Source organism: Caldicellulosiruptoraceae bacterium PP1, from assembly GCA_041320695.1.
In the GTDB taxonomy this organism is placed as follows: Bacteria; Bacillota; Thermoanaerobacteria; order Caldicellulosiruptorales; family Caldicellulosiruptoraceae; genus JBGGOQ01.
In genome coordinates, this window is sequence record JBGGOQ010000008.1 from 36178 (window position 1) to 54452 (window position 18275).

Sequence of the window (18275 nt, forward strand, 5' to 3'; positions counted from 1 at the left end):
AAAACATAAAATTTATTTTAGGTGGTGTTTTAATGAATGAACAATTAAATACAGTCATTTCAACAATTTACATATCTGATATATATAAATATGAAAATGGAACACACTTTGAGAGTTACAAATTTTTAGGAAGTAGATATTTGAATTATAGAGGAGAGAAAGGGGCTGTTTTTTGTGTTTGGGCTCCTAATGCTAAAAGAGTTTCTGTTGTAGGTGATTTTAACAACTGGACAGGCACTAATCATAAAATGTTACGCGTTCTAAACAGTGGATTTTGGTGGTTATTTATTGAGGGTTTAAAAGAAGGCGAAATTTATAAATACGAAATATTAACCTATGATGGACAGAAAATATTAAAATCAGATCCTTATGCTATATACTCAGAAGTAAGACCTAATACAGCTTCAATAATTAAAAATATACCATATTTTCCTTGGAATGATTATGAATGGATGCAGAATAGAAATAATACACCTCCATATGACATACCAATAAATATTTATGAAGTTCATCTCGGATCTTGGAAACAGAAGAATGATGGATCTTTATACACTTATAGAGAAATAGCCGATATGCTTTTACCTTATGTTTTAGAAATGGGTTATACACATGTTGAATTATTACCATTAATTGAACACCCTCTTGATATGTCATGGGGATACCAACCTACAGGATATTTTTCATTAACAAGTAGATACGGAACAATAGAAGATTTTATGTACTTTGTAGATAAGTTTCATCAAAATAATATAGGTATTATTCTTGATTGGGTTCCTGCTCACTTTTGTAAAGATTCTCATGGACTTTATAAATTCGATGGAACTTTTCTTTATGAATACAATGATGAAATACTAAGAGAAAACTATACATGGGGAACAGCAACATTTGATTTTAGTAAGCCACAGGTTCATAGTTTCTTAATTTCAAGTATTATGTATTGGTTTAATGTCTTCCATATAGATGGTGTTCGTGTTGATGCTGTAGCTAATATTATTTATATGAATAATAATCAAAAAAATATTTATGGTGGTCATGAAAATATTGAAGGTGTTGAATTTATTAAAAAAATGAACAAAGCAGTTTTTGAAAAATTTCCAAATGTATTAATAATTGCTGAAGAATCAACCGCATGGCCATTGGTAACCTATCCGACTTATGCCGGCGGTTTAGGATTTAATTATAAATGGAATATGGGTTGGATGAATGATACATTAAAATACATGCAATATCTTCCTTTTGAGCGTAAATATCATCATAACTTACTAACCTTTTCTATCATGTATGCTTTTTCAGAAAATTTTATTCTACCTTTTTCTCACGATGAAGTAGTTCATGGGAAAAAATCATTACTTGATAAAATGCCAGGAAGTTACGAAGAGAAATTTGCAAATTTAAGATTATTATACGCTTATATGATTTGCCATCCAGGAAAAAAACTATTATTTATGGGAGGTGAATTTGGTCAATTTATTGAATGGAGATTTTATTCAGAATTAGATTGGCTACTTTTAGATTACCCCATGCATAGTAAACTAAAAACATATGTTAAGAGTCTTAACAATTTTTATAAGGATACACCTGCTTTATGGGAAATGGATAAAAGTATCGAAGGATTTTCTTGGATAGATGTGAATAATTGGCATCAGTCCATAATATCATTTATAAGGTATGCCAAAAATAAAAATGATTTTGTTATTGTTATTTGTAATTTTGAAAATATCAAATATTCTAATTATAAAATAGGTGTTCCTTTTAGTGGTAGTTATTTAGAGGTTCTTAATACTGATAATGAAGCTTTTGGTGGAAGCAACCATGTCAATAATAAACCTTTAGATACAATTGATATACCATGGCATGGTTATAATCAATGCATAGAAATTAATCTGCCATCTTTATCATGCGTTTTAATCAAACCTATAAATATTTTGCATAACCAAGAATAGGAGGGATATTATGCCAAATAAAGAAGTTGTAGCAATGATTTTAGCAGGTGGTCAAGGTAGCAGGCTAAAAGATCTTACAAAAAATAATGCAAAACCAGCAGTTGAATTTGGAGCTAAATATAGAATAATTGATTTTACATTAAGTAATTGTTCTAATTCCTCTATTGATATTGTGGGGGTTCTTACACAGTATCAACCATTTAAACTTCATTCACATATTGGAATTGGTACTCCATGGGATTTAGATAGAGTCCATGGTGGAGTATCGCTTCTTCCACCACATACAAATGACGTTGGTGGTAACTGGTACAATGGAACTGCTGATGCTATATATCAAAATATAAATTTTGTTGATTATTTTAATCCAGACTATTTGCTAGTTTTATCAGGAGACCATATATATAAAATGAATTATCAAGATATGATTAAATATCATAAGGAAAAAAAAGCAGACGCAACAATAGCTGTTATATCTGTTCCTATAGAAGAAGCAAGTAGATTTGGAATTATGAATACTACTGAAGATAATAAAATATATCAGTTTGATGAAAAACCTAAAAAACCTAAAAGTACACTTGCTTCAATGGGTATTTATGTTTTTAATTGGAATAAATTAAAATCCATTCTTAAAGAAGATCATAAAGATCCTACTTCAAGTCATGATTTTGGAAAAAACATTATTCCAACAATGTTAAATAAAGGACTAAACCTTTATGCTTATCCATTTAGTGGATATTGGAAGGATGTTGGAACAATTGAATCATATTGGGAAGCCAATATGGACTTACTAAAAGAAGAGTGTCAAACTGGCAGCCTTGATTGTAACCTAAATCTATATGATGATAGTTGGAAAATATATTCTTCTCAGCTTGCATACCCAGCACAGCATATTGGAGAAAATGCTGTAGTGAAAAGCTCTATGATTGTAGAAGGTTGTGTTATTTTAGGTGAAGTAATTAACTCTGTTTTATCTTATGGTGTATATGTAGGTAATAATTCAAAAATAATTAATTCTGTCGTATTAAGTGATGTTACTATCGAAGATAATTGTGTTATTGAAAATGCAATTATTTGTTCTAAAGCTAAGATTAAAAGCCGATCTATAATAAAAAATATTAATGGTATAGCTGTTGTGGGAGAAGGTAAAGTAATAGATGGATCTTTCCCAGTAAATGAGTAAAAAAGGAGCTGATAAAAATGCTTAATGATTACATGGGTATAATTAGCTTAAATGAAGATGATATAAAAATAAAAAGTTTAACAATTCATCGACCTTTAGCTTCTATACCTATATTTGGTCGATATAGAATTATTGATTTTATTTTATCCAATTTGGTTAATTCAGGTATAACAAACGTTGCCATTTTTGCACATTCGAATTCACGATCTTTATATGACCATTTAGGAACAGGTAAACCATGGGACTTAAATCGAAAAATTGATGGATTATTTATATTTAATCATTCATTAGATAACACTAATATAAGTGATATGAAACAAATGAAAAATAATATGGAATATCTATGTAGAAGTAAAAAAAATAAGGTCATTTTTAGCACTTCTCAGATGATTTATAATATTAATTTCGAAGAAGCTGCTAAATTTCATGAAGAAAGTGGTGCTGATGTAACAATAATTTATAAAAAAGTTAGGCAGAATTCTGAAATGTTTGATGAATGCGATTTGTTAAATATTTCAAATGAAAGAGTTATTTCAGTAGGAAAAAATATGGGTATAACCAATACTGCATATGTTTCCTTGGATACATTTATTTTAAGTAAAGATTTCTTGATTAAGAGCATACTAAATTGCTTAGAATTTGGAAATTGTACTTCATTTAAAAATTACATTTATCAAAATGTATCAACATTAAATGTTAATGCTTTTGAGTTTAAAGGATATCTTAGTCGCATAAACTCTATTTCCTCATACTATAAAACATCAATGGATATTTTAAATCTTGAGATAAGAAATGAACTATTTTTTAAAAATGGACTTATATATACTAAATCAAATGATTCTCCTCCAACCAGATATTTTAGTTCAAGTGAAGTTACAAATTCTTTAATTTCTAATGGATGCATTATTAAAGGTAAGGTTAAAAATAGTATTTTATCAAGAGGGGTAGTTATTGAGGAAGATGCATTTGTTGAGGACTCAATTATTTTCCCAAAATGTGTTGTTAAGAGTGGAGCTCTATTAAAAAATGTAATTTTAGATAAAAATGTTGTAATTGACGAACATGTTACATTAGTTGGTGACAAAAAATTCCCAATTGTAATGGAAAAGGTTAGCCTTGTAAATATTAAGTAGGAGGTCATAAAATGCAAGTCTTATTCTCAGTATCAGAATGTTTTCCTTTTGCAAAAAGTGGAGGTTTGGCTGATGTTGCATATGCTTTGCCAAAAGCTCTGAGAAATGAAAATGTTGATGTAAGGATTATAATGCCTAAATACAGTGATATAAATTATGATTTTTTAAGTAAAATGAAACATATTACTCATTTCAATGTTCCTGTTGGCTGGCGTAACCAATATTGCGGAATTGAATATCTTGTAATAGATGGAATTCCAGTATATTTTATCGATAATGAGTATTACTTCAAAAGACCAGGTTACTATGGTTACTATGATGATGGTGAAAGGTTTTCTTTCTTTAGTAGAGCAGTTCTTGAAACAATAAATCACATAGATGATTTAAAACCTGATATTATTCATGTAAATGATTGGCATACTGCCATAATACCTGTTCTTTTAAATGAACACTATAGAAATTCTCAAAAACATAAAATAATAAAAACTGTATTGACAATTCATAATCTTAAATTTCAAGGAATATTTGGTAAAGAAGTTTTAAGCGATTTATTGTCATTAAATGATGGCTATTATAGCGAAGATAATCTTAAATTTTATGAAGGTATTTCATTTTTAAAAGGTGGTATTATATTCTCAGATAAAGTCACTACAGTTTCTAAGACATATTCAAATGAGATAAAAACATTATCATATGGAGAAGGTCTTCATGGGTTACTGTCTGGGATAGGAGATAAACTTGTTGGAATAATTAATGGCATTGATTATGAGATATATAATCCAAAAACAGATAGTTATATATATAAAAATTATGATGTAAATAGTATTAATGATAAAAAAGAAAATAAATTATTGCTTCAAAGAGAATTAAATCTTCCTATAAGTCCTGATATACCTTTAATTGGTATTGTTTCAAGATTAACCTCTCAAAAAGGTTTTGATTTAGTACAAAAGATAATGGAAGATATACTTAGATTTGATATACAACTTGTAATACTTGGAGCAGGTGATTTTGAATACGAACAAATGTTTAAATATTATGCAATGTCATATCCATCGAAAGTATCAGCAAATATTTGTTATAGTGAAGATTTGTCTCGAAAGATATATGCTGCTTCTGATATGTTCCTAATGCCTTCACATACTGAACCATGTGGAATATCTCAATTAATTGCTTTAAGATATGGTAGTATTCCGATTGTTAGAGAAACTGGTGGACTTCGAGATACTGTAAAACCATATAATCAATATACAGGAGAAGGATGGGGATTTTCATTTTCAAATTATAATGAATTTGAATTGTTGAACACAATAAAATATGCAATATCAATTTTTAAAAATCCTCAATTATGGAACCAAATAATTAAACAAGCAATGTCACAAGATAACAGTTGGAAACATTCAGCTCAGGAATACAAAAGATTATATAGCAGTATATTAAAATAATTATTTTAGGAGGCTTTTTGATGAAAAGCATCAAAGACTTAGATAGAAATACATTAAAGCAAAAGATCAAGGAAGATTTTGAAAATAAAGTTATTAGAATGTTTGCTGTTGATATAAATGAAGCTACACTTGATCAAAAATATTTAGCTTTAGGAGAACTTATCAAAGAATATACATTTGAAAGATGGATGAAAACAAATAAAAAATATATTAAAGATGAGGTTAAACAAGTTTATTATTTTTCTATTGAATTTTTACTTGGAAGGCTATTAGTTAATAATTTAATAAACCTTGGTATTAGAGATGTATGTAAAGAAGCACTACAAGAGCTTAATATATCTCTTGAAGAAATTGAAGAGGCAGAAAAAGAACCTGGACTTGGTAATGGTGGACTTGGACGTCTTGCAGCTTGTTTTTTAGATTCAATGGCTGCTTTAGGATACCCAGGTCATGGTAATGGTATTAGATATAGCTATGGTCTTTTTGAGCAAAAATTGGTTAATGGATATCAAGTTGAAGTACCTGATAATTGGCTATCAAAAGAATATGTTTGGGAAGTAAAAAGAAGTGATAGGGCTATAACTGTTCGATACGGAGGTAATGTAAGATTTGAGGTTATTGATGGTAAACTAAAAGCCATTCACGAAAATTATGAGTCAGTTTTGGCTGTGCCATACGATATTCCAGTTATTGGCTTTAACTGTAATACTGTAAATACTTTAAGATTATGGAGTGCTGAACCTGTCGAGCGAGACTTTGATTTTACATCGTTTTCTTCAGGCGATTATATTAAAGCTGTTGAATATAAATATTTAGTTCAATCAATTTCGCAAGTTTTATATCCTGATGATACTAATGAACAGAATAGAATTTTAAGGTTAAAACAAGAATATTTCTTTGTAAGTGCTGGTGTACAAAGTATTATAAGAACCTTTAAAAAGAAGGGTAAACCAATATATGATTTGCCGAAATTTGTAGTTATTCAAATAAATGATACGCATCCTTCCCTTGTTATACCTGAGATGATGAGAATATTAATTGACGACGAAGGACTATCATGGGAAATAGCATGGGAAATAACCACAAATACAATTGCATATACAAACCACACAATAATGGTTGAAGCTTTAGAAAAATGGCCTATTGATTTGTTGAAATCTCTTTTGCCAAGAATATATACAATTATTGAAGAAATAAATAGAAGATTCTGTTCATGGGTCTTGGAAAAATATAATGGGGATTGGAATAAGGCTTGTAAAATGGCTATAATTCAAGATGGATATGTAAATATGGCACACTTATCTGTAATAGGTAGTAAGTCTGTAAATGGGGTTGCAAAGATTCATACTGAAATACTGCAAACACAAATATTTAAAGATTTTTATGATATATATCCTTATAAATTTAATAATAAAACAAATGGGATAACACACCGAAGATGGCTCATAGAAGCAAATACACCATTAGCTGATCTTCTTGTTGAGGTTTTAAATGGTTATGATTGGGTTAAAAATCCTATAAAAATGAGGAAATTTAAAGATTTTGAAGATGATTTATATATTCAAGATAGAGTTGCAAATATTAAGTTTAACAACAAGGTAATGTTATCTAATTATATAAAAAGAAAATATAACATTGATGTTGATCCAAATTCTATTTTTGATATTCAAGCTAAAAGGTTACATGCATATAAAAGGCAGTTATTAAATGCACTTCATATAATGTATTTATACAATGTATTTAAAGAAAACCCTAATTTTGATTTCTATCCACGAACATTTATTTTTGCAGCAAAGGCCGCACCTGGATATTTTTTAGCAAAAAAAATTATAAAACTTATAAATACTATAGCTGATAAAGTTAATAAAGATCCTGATGTAAACAACAAACTAAAAGTAGTTTTTTTAGAGAATTATAACGTTTCTTTAGCTGAAAAGATTATTCCTTGTGCAGATGTAAGTGAACAGATCTCCACAGCTTCTAAAGAAGCTTCAGGAACTGGAAATATGAAATTTATGATGAATGGTGCAATAACTATTGGAACATTAGATGGAGCTAACATTGAAATACTTGAAGCAGTAGGGCAAGAAAATATAGTAATCTTTGGTCTAAGAGCTGAAGAAGTAATTGATTATTATAAAAACGGTGGTTATAGTTCTTTTGAACTTTATCAAAAAGACCAAAGATTGAAAAAAATTATTGATCAATTAATAGGTAACTTTTTTGATGTACCAAAAGATGAATTTATTGAAATTTATCATCACTTAATCACATACAATGATGAATATTTTGTTTTGAAAGACTTTGATTCATACCATCAAGCACATTTATTAATTGATAATTTTTATAAAGATCAGAGGAAATGGAGAAAAATGATGATTAATAACATAGCTGCATCAGGGGTTTTTTCAAGTGATAATACAATAAATAAATATGCTAATGATATATGGAAGATTAAAAAAATAGTTATCCCAAATTAAAAAAAGTAAAGGCTACCATTTCCGATATATTCCATTTAATAGTATCTTTTATAATACTTATAACCTTAATGGAATATGTTTAATAGGTAGCCTTTGATTTTTTATTTTTCATATAACTTTTTTTATTTGTTCACTGCTCTTAAACAAAATTAATATTATCTCAAATCTTATAACATATTTATATTTGCTTTGCTAATAGTGCAGCTCCAATTATTCCTGCATCATTCCCGAGAACAGCTGGAATAATTCTTGGTTTTGGCAATTGTTTGCAATATATTCTATCATACACAATCTTTCTTACAGGATCTAATAAGTAGTCACCCTCTTTACTAACTCCCCCACCAATGCATATTACTTCAGGTTCAAATATGTTATATATATTGCTTAATCCTTCTGCTAAATATTTAGTATATAAATCAACAATCCTTTCACCCTCTGCATCTCCTAAGCGTTTTGCATCAAATGCAGTTTTAGCATCAATTTTTGAAATATCCCCATTCACTAACTTCATTATTGTGCCATTAATATTTCTTGCAGCTGATTCTCTTGTCATTCTAATTAATGCAGTAGCTGAAGCATACGCTTCCCAACAACCTTTTCTACCACAAGTGCATTGTTCACCATCTACACAGATAACTGTATGCCCAAGTTCTGCACCTGCATGGTTGGTGCCTGTAAATATTCTCCCCTCAATAATAATTCCACCACCAATACCAGTACCTAATGTAACAGTTACTGATATCTTACTGTCTTTAGCACCACCAGCTATGTATTCTCCAAAAGCTGCACAATTTGCATCATTTTCAATATTAACAGGTTTATTTATATATTTTTGAATTTCTTCTCTCATAGGAACATCAAGAAAGGCAATATTATTACTGTATAGAATTTTGCCATTGATATTATCTGGTGTACCAGGACTTCCTATACCGATTGAGTGAACGTCATCAACAGATAATCCGACTTCTCTTATCAAATTTAAAGAAAGCTCTGCCATATCCTTCATGATCTCTGTATAATGTCTTTGAGCTCCTGTTGGAACAGAACCTTTTTTAAGTATTTTACCACTCTCATCAACAATTCCTGCAGCAATATTTGTACCACCTAAATCAATACCTATATAATACATTTAATCTTCCTCCTCTAAATTTTAAAAATTAATATTAATTATAACATAGCAATAAATTCATTTAAATAAGCCTTTTAATTATTTCAGCAGCCATTTCATACTTTTCAAAGGGTGGCATAATATAAATTCCCTGAACAAAGCTTTTTATTGACAAAGCAATTTCATATGCAATTTCAATGCCTTCTTTAATAGGATCAGAAGCCTCCTTCATCCTTTGTCTTATTTCATCTGGTATAGTAATCCCAGGTACTTCATTGTGCAGAAATTCTGCATGTCTATAACTTCGTAATGGCAAAATTCCACCTAATATTGGTGGAATATCAAAATCAACATATTGAAAAAATCTTTTTATAATATTTACATCATAAATTGGTTGAGTTTCAATAAAATTAGCTCCATTTTGTATCTTATTTTTTAATTTTTTAATTTCACTTTTAATATCTTCTGCATTAAGATTTAATGCCACACCTATTGTAAAATTAGTAGCTTTTCCAATCTTATTTCCCATAAAATCAGTTCCATTGTTTAACTTATTCATAATTAGCACAAGTCCTTCAGAATTAACATCAAAAACCGGCTTAGCATTTGGGTGATCTCCAATTGAAGGTGGATCTCCTGTTAAAGCTAAAACATTTTTGACACCTAATGCTGCTGCTCCAAGAAGTTCAGATTGTAAACTTATAATGTTCCTATCCCTACAAGTAAAATGAAGAATTGATTCAATATTTATTTCTTCTCGTAATATATGAGCTAATGCAATAGGCGAAATCCTAACTCTTGCCATGGGAGAATCAGCTATATTTACTGTATCTGCACCAGCTTGTTTAAGTAGTTTTACACCTTCTTTTAATTTTTCAAGTTCAATTCCTTTTGGTGGACTAATCTCAACAGAAAAAACAAACTTTTTCCCTAATTTATTACTTAAATCAGATGGTTCATCCTTAGTAATTAATACTTCTTCTTTACTTATTATTGTTTCAATCTCTGTAGTTACACTAATTTCTGATAATCTTTTTTTTATTTCTTTAATATGATTTGGAGTTGTACCACAACATCCTCCAATTATTTTTGCTCCATATTTTAAATAATCTTGAGCAAATGATGCATAATAATTTACATCAATTGAGTACGCTATTCTGCCTTGAACTATTTGAGGATAACCAGCATTTGGCTGAACTGATATAATCTTATCATTAAGAATAGATGCAAAGATTTTTAGAGCTTCTAATGTCTGCATTGGTCCATTCCCACAATTTAATCCTACATAAGGGCTATCAATACTTTTTAAAAATTCAACAACATTATAAATATCCTCACCATATATTGTATTAAAATCTTTAGAAAAAGAAAATTGAACGATATAAGGAATATTACTATCTATCTCTCTAAGTGAATTAATTGCAATATATGCTTCCTTAGTTGAATGCATTGTTTCAAAAATAATACCATCAACACCAGATTGTAAAATTACTTCAAGTTGCCTTTTAATATAGTTTTTAGCGATATCTTCACTTATATCAAAACCTTCCCCTACTGGTTTCCCCAATGGGCCAATACTACCAAAAACGAATTTATCATCATTAACACATTTTTTTGCTATTTGGACAGCTTTATAATTTATTTCTTCAAATGATTTTTCAATTCCATATTTCTTTAATTTATAAAGGTTTGCACCAAATGTGTTGGTTTCAATACAATCTGAGCCTGCATCTAAATATTCTTTATGAATTTTTTCAACTATCTCAGGATTTTTTATATTAGCTGATTCTAAAGGTAAATCTGTTGAAAAACCATAATTAATTAATTGTGTGCCCATAGCACCATCAAAAAGCACATATCCCTTTTCAAACAATCTGCTAAAATCTTTCAATATTTTCCCTCCATTTAATTGATTTTAACTCCAAATTTAGAATTTATATTATTTTTAATGCCATATATTCCACAATAGTATTTATCAATTATATCAATATGTGTATTATCTTTTAAATTAAATATATATGGTATTTTTAGTATATTTTGAGAGTTTATCAGAAATTCTTTAATAATATCATTAGATATGTTTTCTTTTATAATTATCTCAATTGCATCAGCTTCTACGCCTATTAAATCGTAAATTATGTCTTCAGAATAATTGTTGTCAATTTCTAAATGTTCGATTTTGTTGATATTATTAATATCAACTATTCTTGTTAATGAAGTAATATAATTTGGTTTTGCATTTATAGCAATAGGCATTTCTTTCCCTTTTAGATTTTTAGATAACTCATAAATATATTCTGGTGTTGTTCCGCAACATCCACCATATAATCTAACTCCATTGTTAATAAATGAATTAGCAAGTCTTAAAAAGTCAGGTACACAATTTTCATATACTGTTTGCCCATCAATACTTTTTGGTATTCCTGCATTTGGCTTAACACTCAAAGGCTTCAATGAAAATTGATACATTTTTTCTATTACATTTAATAATAAATCAGGTCCGCCAGAACAATTAGCTCCTACAATATCTGCCCCCATAAAACTTAATGTATATGACACTACCTCAGGAGAATTACCCATTAAGGTTTTACCATTCTGTTCAAACGTAAATGATGTTATAACTAAAGCGTTAGAGTTTAACTTTTGCTTTGCATAAAGGTATCCTAAAAATGCTGCTTTCATTTCTCTAATATCAGACATTGTTTCTAATGATATAATATCAGCACCTGCTTTAAGCCCCGCTAATATCTGTTCATAAAATACATCGACAGCAGTATCAAAATCAAAATCGCCTATTGGCTTTAATATTTCGCCTGTTGGTCCTACTGATTGAGCAACTAAGGTATTATTGCTAGCAGTTTCTTTTGCTAAAGTAACAGCTGCAATATTTATTTGTTCAACTTTATCATCAAGATTAAACTTTTTTAATTTGACCCTATTTGCACCAAATGTATTTGTTTCAATTACATCAGACCCTGCATTTATATAGCTTTGATGTATCTCCTTTATTATATCTGGTTTGATAATTGACCAATAATCAGGACATTGATCAGCAGTTAAGCCTTTATTCATTAGCTGAGTACCCATAGCCCCATCAAAAATCATTATCTTATCATAATTCATACAATCCACCCCTTTTTGTATATAAAAAAAGCTGCTCTTTGGCAGCTAAGAAGATTATTTGGTTAGTTCCTCAACCATCTTCTCATCAAAATTAGAATTTATTAACTTTTCGATAGCTTCAATTGCAATATTTTCATCAGTCCCGTCAGCAATTAAATTAATTTTATCTCCTTCGCATAAAACAAGTGACATCAAACCCATTATACTTTTTGCATTTGCTCTTTTTTCATTCTTCTCTATCCAAATATATGATGAAAATTTGCTCGCAACCTGAACAAGTAATGCTGCCGGTCTAGAATATACTCCAATGGGATGTTCGATTACTATTTGTTTATTTATCATAAAAAACTCCTCCTTTTTTAAGATCTTCTGCGATTTTATCAATTTTCCTAAGTCTATGATTAACGCCAGATTTACCTAATGGAGTCTGAAGCATAGTACCTAATTCTTTTAATGATGCCTCACGAAATTTAAGCCTAAGCTTCGCAATTTCCTGTAAATTTTCAGGCAAATTATCAATACCAATTGTTTTATCAATAAACTCTATATTTTCAATCTGTCTTACAGAAGCATTAATAGTTTTCTCAAGATTTGCAGTTTCGCAATTGACTAATCTATTCACATTATTTCTAAGTTCTTTCACAATTCTAATATTTTCTAATTCAAGAAGTGCAATATGTGCCCCTAAGATATTTAATAAATCAATTATCTGTTCACCTTCTTTTAAGTATACTACATAATGGGATTTCCTTTCAACCATTTTCGCTTCACCAATAAACATTTCCAATAAGTTTTTTACCAAAAAAGCATCATTGTGATTTTTAATATCAAATTCTAAATGATACATTTTTTCTGGATTTGTAATTGACCCGCATGAAAGGAACAATGCTTGTAAAAATGCTTTTTTACAACATTTTTTATTTACTAAATCTTCTGATATTTTATCATTAATTATATATTGGTTTTTTTGTTTTTTGACCAATTGTATTTTTTTTAGTATATTTAAATTCTCACCTTTATCAGGAGCTATAACTGTATACAAATAATTTTTATTAAGTTTACTGTTTTTTCTTATCATAACTTCACAGTGTTTATTAAATTGTGATTTCATTAATAAAAAAAATGCTTTGGCTGTTTGTGCATTTTCAGTTGAAATTTTTATGTTAAAAAAGTTATTAATTATCTGAATATCCCCAGAAAACTTTAAAAATGCCATAATTGCTGCTTGACGGCAACAACTTTTTTGAGATATTTTTTTTGCAATTTCATTTTTCACGTTGGAAGAAAAAGACATTTAAAATATCCCCCGTAAATGTATATTATTTTATCTTTTTTGGTAATTTCTTTATTAAATAATTATTAATACTATATAGTCTTTTTTTTGCAATAATGTCTTCACCAAAAATTACTTTACTAATTGTACTTGATAGTTTATTAGGACTGTGTCTAATAAGTCCATTTTTTGTACTAACTATGTTTTCTGATATAACAATATATTCATTTTGTAAATCATCATCTATTATTACTGGTATCGCGCCATCATTTTCATACTTTTCTTTTAAGTCAAATGGAATTTCTCCATTATTAGCAATAATAATATCAAAAATTTTTCCACAGTGTCCTTCTATAGCTTTAATATGATCACTTAAAGAATAGTTATCAGTTTCACCTGGTTGTGTCATTATATTTGCAATATATATTTTTTTAGCCTTGCTTTTCTTTATTGAATCAACTACTTCATTAAATAAAAGATTGGGTAAAATACTAGTATATAAGCTACCAGGTCCAATAATAATAACATCAGCTTTATTGATTTCTTCAATTACTTCGTTAAATACCTTGGCATTTTCAGGCAACAAAAACACTTTTTGAATTCTACATGCTTTGTTCTTAGCTTCTTCAGGTATTTTCGATTCCCCAATAATAATTGAATTATCATCTAATTTAGCACAAAGTTTTACATTATCTAATGTAACAGGCAGAACTTTCCCTCTTACAGCCAAAACGTCACTCATTAACTTAACAGCTTTTTCAAAACTTCCTGCAACGCCCGTCATTGCTGCCAAAAATAAATTACCAAAATTCTGTCCTTTTAATCTTCCATCTTTAAACCGATAATTTAATAGTTTTTGCATTATTTCTTCGGTATTTGCTAATGCTAAAATGCAGTTTCTAATATCACCTGGTGGTAATAACCCTAAATCTTCTCTAATAATACCAGATCCTCCGCCATCATCAGCAACAGTAACAACAGCAGTAATGTTTGAAGTAATATTTTTTAAGCCTCTTAGCATAGTTGATAAACCAGTTCCTCCACCTATTGCAACAATATGTGGTCCTTTTTCTAAAACCTTTTTTCTATAAATTGTATTTAATAAAGCTTTCTTATCAATCTTATAATCCACATTATTTAATACAAACTGAATCAATTTTAACAGTAATGAATAAATTGAATATATAAATAAAAGAAATCCACATATTAAAGAAATAATTCTTATATAACTTTCTACTCTAATTGAAGTTATTAAGTAAATTCGTACACAAAATGCAATATTTGTGAATATAAATGCTAAAATTAAGAGGGTTATCTCATTTTTCAGTTTATTTAAAATTCGTATTATTCCCAAATTATATCCCCTCTCACTCTAATCCTTTGCTATATCTCTATGATAAATAGAAACTTTGTAGCCATTTTCTTTAATAAAATTATATATCTCTTTAGCTATTACAACAGACCTATGTTTACCTCCAGTGCAACCTATAGAAATTACAAGTTGAGTTTTTCCTTCTTCAATATAATTGGGTATTAAAAAAATTATTAAATCTTTTAATTTATTAATAAATTGAGAAGTTACATCCCATTTCAGTACATATTCCTTTACTTCATCTGTTTCACCAGTTTTATGCTTTAATGTTTCAACATAAAATGGATTTGGCAAAAATCTTACATCGAAAACCAAATCAGAATCTAATGGCAATCCATATTTAAAACCAAAAGAAGCCACATTTATATAAAGTGTTTCTTCTATCTCTTTTCCATTTGTGAAAAGTTCTATTAGCTTTTCTTTAAAATCCTTTGGATTTAGATTAGAAGTATCAATAATATAAGTAGCTTGCTGTTTGATATCTTTAAGAAGCTCTCTTTCTTGTTTTATTGCCTCTGCAATCCTTCCTTCGTTTTCTTCCATTAATGGATGTTTCCTTCTGCTCTCTTTATATCTTTTAATTAATACATCATCTGATGCATCTAAAAACACTATATCATAGTCAATTCCATTATTAGTCATTTCAGAAATAACGTTAATTAAATCAGAAAATAATTCACCTCCTCTTATATCAACAACAGCAGCAATTTTTTTAATATTACTCATAGAGGCAAAAGCTAATTCAGTTATTTTGGTTAAAAATTGTGGCGGAAGGTTGTCAATACAGAAAAAACCCATATCTTCAAATGCTCTTATTGCTAAACTCTTGCCTGCGCCAGACATACCGCTAATTATAACTATTTTCAATATAATCACCCTTAAAATTTATATTAATTATTAAAATTACCTATTAATTTTATTTCAGGTTCTAAGATCACACCATAATTTTCAAAAACTACTTTTTGAATATGTTTTATTAATTTTAGAACATCTGTAGAGGTTGCACTTCCGCAATTTACTATAAATCCTGCATGTTTTTCAGAAACCATAGCATCTCCAATTCTAAATCCCTTCAGATTTGCATCTTCAATCAGCTTACCTGCATAATAACCAGATGGTCTCTTGAAAATACTACCAGCATTTGGTAAGTTCAAGGGTTGCTTTTCTTTTCTTTTAAAATTCATTTGGCCTGCTAATTTTAATGGAAGATTCGGATCTTCCGAAAACTTAAGTTTAAAGTATGCTTTTAATAAAATTAAATTATTATCTTGTAATATACTATGTCTATAAGAAAAATTTAACTCCTCATTTGATAATTTTTTTATTTCTCTATTATCTAACACTTCAACATGAGTTAATATATCTTTTATTTCATATCCATACGCACCAGCATTCATATATACAGCTCCACCAATAGTCCCGGGTATCCCCATCCCAAACTCAAGGCCTGTTAATCCTAATTCGCAAACCTTTCGTGATAGCTGTGACAATAATACCCCACATTCAGCATATACATAATCATTCTCAATAAAAAATTTGTTAATTTTTGAGGTAATTATTACAATGCCATCAAAACCATAATCCGAAACTAATATATTTGAGCAGTTACCTAAAACAACGTATTTTGTATTAGACTCATCTGCAAATTCAACTATACTTACTAATTTATCAATGTTATCAGGGTAAACTAAATATTTAGCTTTTCCACCAATCTTAAAAGTAGTTATATTTTTCATATTAAAGTCTTTGTAAAATTCAATACCATTTTGTTCAAAAAAAGCACTACAATTCACCATTAATTCTCACCTTTTATTATTCTTCATGGATATTATATTATATTTCTTAATAAAAATCACTTTAAAATAAAAAATGAGGCTGTAAAATACAACCTCATTTTGATTTTTTAATAGTTTTATTATTGCAAAAATCTTTTGATTTCATTAGAAGAAGCAACTCTTCCACTCAAAACAACCTTTTCATCAACAACTAATGCTGGTGTTCTCATTACACCATATTCAAGAATTTTTTGATAATCTGTTACTTCTAATATTGTTGCATCTAAATTCAACTCATCTAATGCTTTTTTTGTGTTTTCTTTTAATTTTTTACAGTTAGCGCATCCTCCGCCAAGTACTTTAATAATCATTATTATTACTCCTTTCAAGATATATTTATTTTCTATATAATAATTTTTTATTAAAAACATTTACAATAGTTAAGATGAAAATAATTAGCCATAAAAAGATTGTTACAATTGACAATAAAATGCCTATTTCTTTAAAAATACCATATGATAAAAACTTATTTAACCTTAATGTAGCTAAAGCAAATATTCCTAATGGAAAAACATATGCCCAATAAGTTAAGCTAAAAGGAACACTCTTTTTATAAGCAAAAAAGGTCAAAACAATCAATAGCAAAAGGATCCAGAATCCGAAACCCCATATACCAATAATAATAAATTTAAAAATATCTAACAAGTTTATAATAATTATTGTTTTTATGTTGTTTAGTAATGAAATAAATGCAACAATTATTGCTCCTATAGGTGCTAAAAGGATAAAAGTTGTTGGAAAAGCTTTATTATATATTTTAGAATTCATTATATAATAATTTTTCAAAATAGGTAAATATACAAAAAATAAAAATAATCCAATTCCAAAAAATAAAGATGATGTTGAAATTATATAATCGCGTAAATAATTATTCTCAATTTTATTACCAATTTCATATCCAAGAACTGAAACAATTAAGTTACCAACTGGTGCCATAAACCAAGAGAAGTTTGACATTTCATGGCTCACATTCTCAGATATAAATTGATTAGCAGTAATAGCTACTGAAAATATTAACATTAAGCAAATTCCTAAAACAAATGAAATAAGAGAAAAATATACTGTAAATTTTGAACCAAAATAATTACTGTTAGCTTGAACGTTTAAGCCTAATATCATTAAAGAAATAGGCATAGTTACAAAAAAGTTTGAAAGAGATAAATTTTTAAATTCATTTTTTACATCTTGGAAAAAAACAAACCATCTAATTATCCATATCACAAATATCGAAAAAAACAGACTAATATTTAATATAGTTAAAATATAACTAATACTTGAAAATTTTAATGCAGAGAATAAATTAATAACAATACCAGTTCCCATATTTACAACAAACCATGATGGCCAAAAATTCTTTATAATATTCTTCATGAATAAACACCT

The 18275-nt window shown here is 28.4% G+C and carries 15 protein-coding genes; 5 read left to right on the forward strand and 10 right to left on the reverse strand.

The window, feature by feature from the left end; genetic code table 11:
* Positions 1–32 precede the first annotated feature (32 nt).
* The 5 genes from glgB to ACAG39_09885 are packed head-to-tail and all read left to right on the forward strand — an operon-like array spanning position 33 to position 8181.
* Entirely contained in the window at positions 33–1943 is a 1911-nt protein-coding gene (gene glgB, locus ACAG39_09865) for a 1,4-alpha-glucan branching protein GlgB (protein MEZ0537536.1), read from the forward strand.
* A gap of 10 nt (positions 1944–1953) precedes the next feature.
* Positions 1954–3123, forward strand: coding sequence for a glucose-1-phosphate adenylyltransferase (locus ACAG39_09870; GenBank protein ID MEZ0537537.1), 1170 nt, complete (start codon positions 1954–1956; stop codon positions 3121–3123).
* A gap of 17 nt (positions 3124–3140) precedes the next feature.
* Positions 3141–4256: a glucose-1-phosphate adenylyltransferase subunit GlgD gene (gene glgD / locus ACAG39_09875; GenBank protein MEZ0537538.1), complete on the forward strand. Its 1116-nt coding sequence runs from the start codon at positions 3141–3143 to the stop codon at positions 4254–4256.
* 11 nt (positions 4257–4267) lie between these two features.
* A complete protein-coding gene (glgA, locus tag ACAG39_09880) occupies positions 4268–5701 on the forward strand; it encodes a glycogen synthase GlgA (protein MEZ0537539.1) in 1434 nt (477 codons plus the stop codon).
* A 20-nt stretch (positions 5702–5721) separates the two neighbouring features.
* Positions 5722–8181, forward strand: a complete 2460-nt coding sequence (locus tag ACAG39_09885) for a glycogen/starch/alpha-glucan phosphorylase (GenBank protein ID MEZ0537540.1) — start codon at positions 5722–5724, stop codon at positions 8179–8181.
* A 178-nt stretch (positions 8182–8359) separates the two neighbouring features.
* On the opposite strand, the gene ACAG39_09890 is transcribed toward ACAG39_09885, so the two are convergent.
* The 10 genes from ACAG39_09890 to ACAG39_09935 form a co-directional block, all read right to left on the reverse strand.
* On the reverse strand, positions 8360–9310 hold the full coding sequence (locus tag ACAG39_09890; protein ID MEZ0537541.1) for an ROK family protein: 951 nt from the start codon (positions 9308–9310) through the stop codon (positions 8360–8362).
* A 61-nt stretch (positions 9311–9371) separates the two neighbouring features.
* Complete coding sequence (locus ACAG39_09895) at positions 9372–11183, reverse strand: bifunctional homocysteine S-methyltransferase/methylenetetrahydrofolate reductase (protein MEZ0537542.1); 1812 nt, start codon at positions 11181–11183, stop codon at positions 9372–9374.
* Between the two features lie 11 nt (positions 11184–11194).
* Positions 11195–12412, reverse strand: a complete 1218-nt coding sequence (locus tag ACAG39_09900) for a homocysteine S-methyltransferase family protein (GenBank protein ID MEZ0537543.1) — start codon at positions 12410–12412, stop codon at positions 11195–11197.
* Positions 12413–12466: 54 nt separating this feature from the next.
* Positions 12467–12754: an HPr family phosphocarrier protein gene (locus ACAG39_09905; GenBank protein MEZ0537544.1), complete on the reverse strand. Its 288-nt coding sequence runs from the start codon at positions 12752–12754 to the stop codon at positions 12467–12469.
* Positions 12744–13706: a DNA-binding protein WhiA gene (whiA, locus tag ACAG39_09910; protein MEZ0537545.1), complete on the reverse strand. Its 963-nt coding sequence runs from the start codon at positions 13704–13706 to the stop codon at positions 12744–12746. Before whiA ends, ACAG39_09905 begins: the two co-directional genes overlap by 11 nt.
* Positions 13707–13731: 25 nt before the next feature.
* Complete coding sequence (gene yvcK, locus ACAG39_09915) at positions 13732–15039, reverse strand: uridine diphosphate-N-acetylglucosamine-binding protein YvcK (GenBank protein MEZ0537546.1); 1308 nt, start codon at positions 15037–15039, stop codon at positions 13732–13734.
* 18 nt (positions 15040–15057) lie between these two features.
* On the reverse strand, positions 15058–15924 hold the full coding sequence (gene rapZ, locus ACAG39_09920) for an RNase adapter RapZ (protein MEZ0537547.1): 867 nt from the start codon (positions 15922–15924) through the stop codon (positions 15058–15060).
* Positions 15925–15947: 23 nt separating this feature from the next.
* The gene (gene murB / locus ACAG39_09925) at positions 15948–16850 is read right to left on the reverse strand and encodes a UDP-N-acetylmuramate dehydrogenase (GenBank protein ID MEZ0537548.1); all 903 of its coding nucleotides are present in this window, start codon (positions 16848–16850) and stop codon (positions 15948–15950) included.
* A 122-nt stretch (positions 16851–16972) separates the two neighbouring features.
* Complete coding sequence (locus tag ACAG39_09930; protein MEZ0537549.1) at positions 16973–17203, reverse strand: thioredoxin family protein; 231 nt, start codon at positions 17201–17203, stop codon at positions 16973–16975.
* Positions 17204–17228: 25 nt separating this feature from the next.
* Positions 17229–18263, reverse strand: coding sequence for a C4-dicarboxylate ABC transporter (locus tag ACAG39_09935; protein ID MEZ0537550.1), 1035 nt, complete (start codon positions 18261–18263; stop codon positions 17229–17231).
* Positions 18264–18275: the final 12 nt, after the last annotated feature.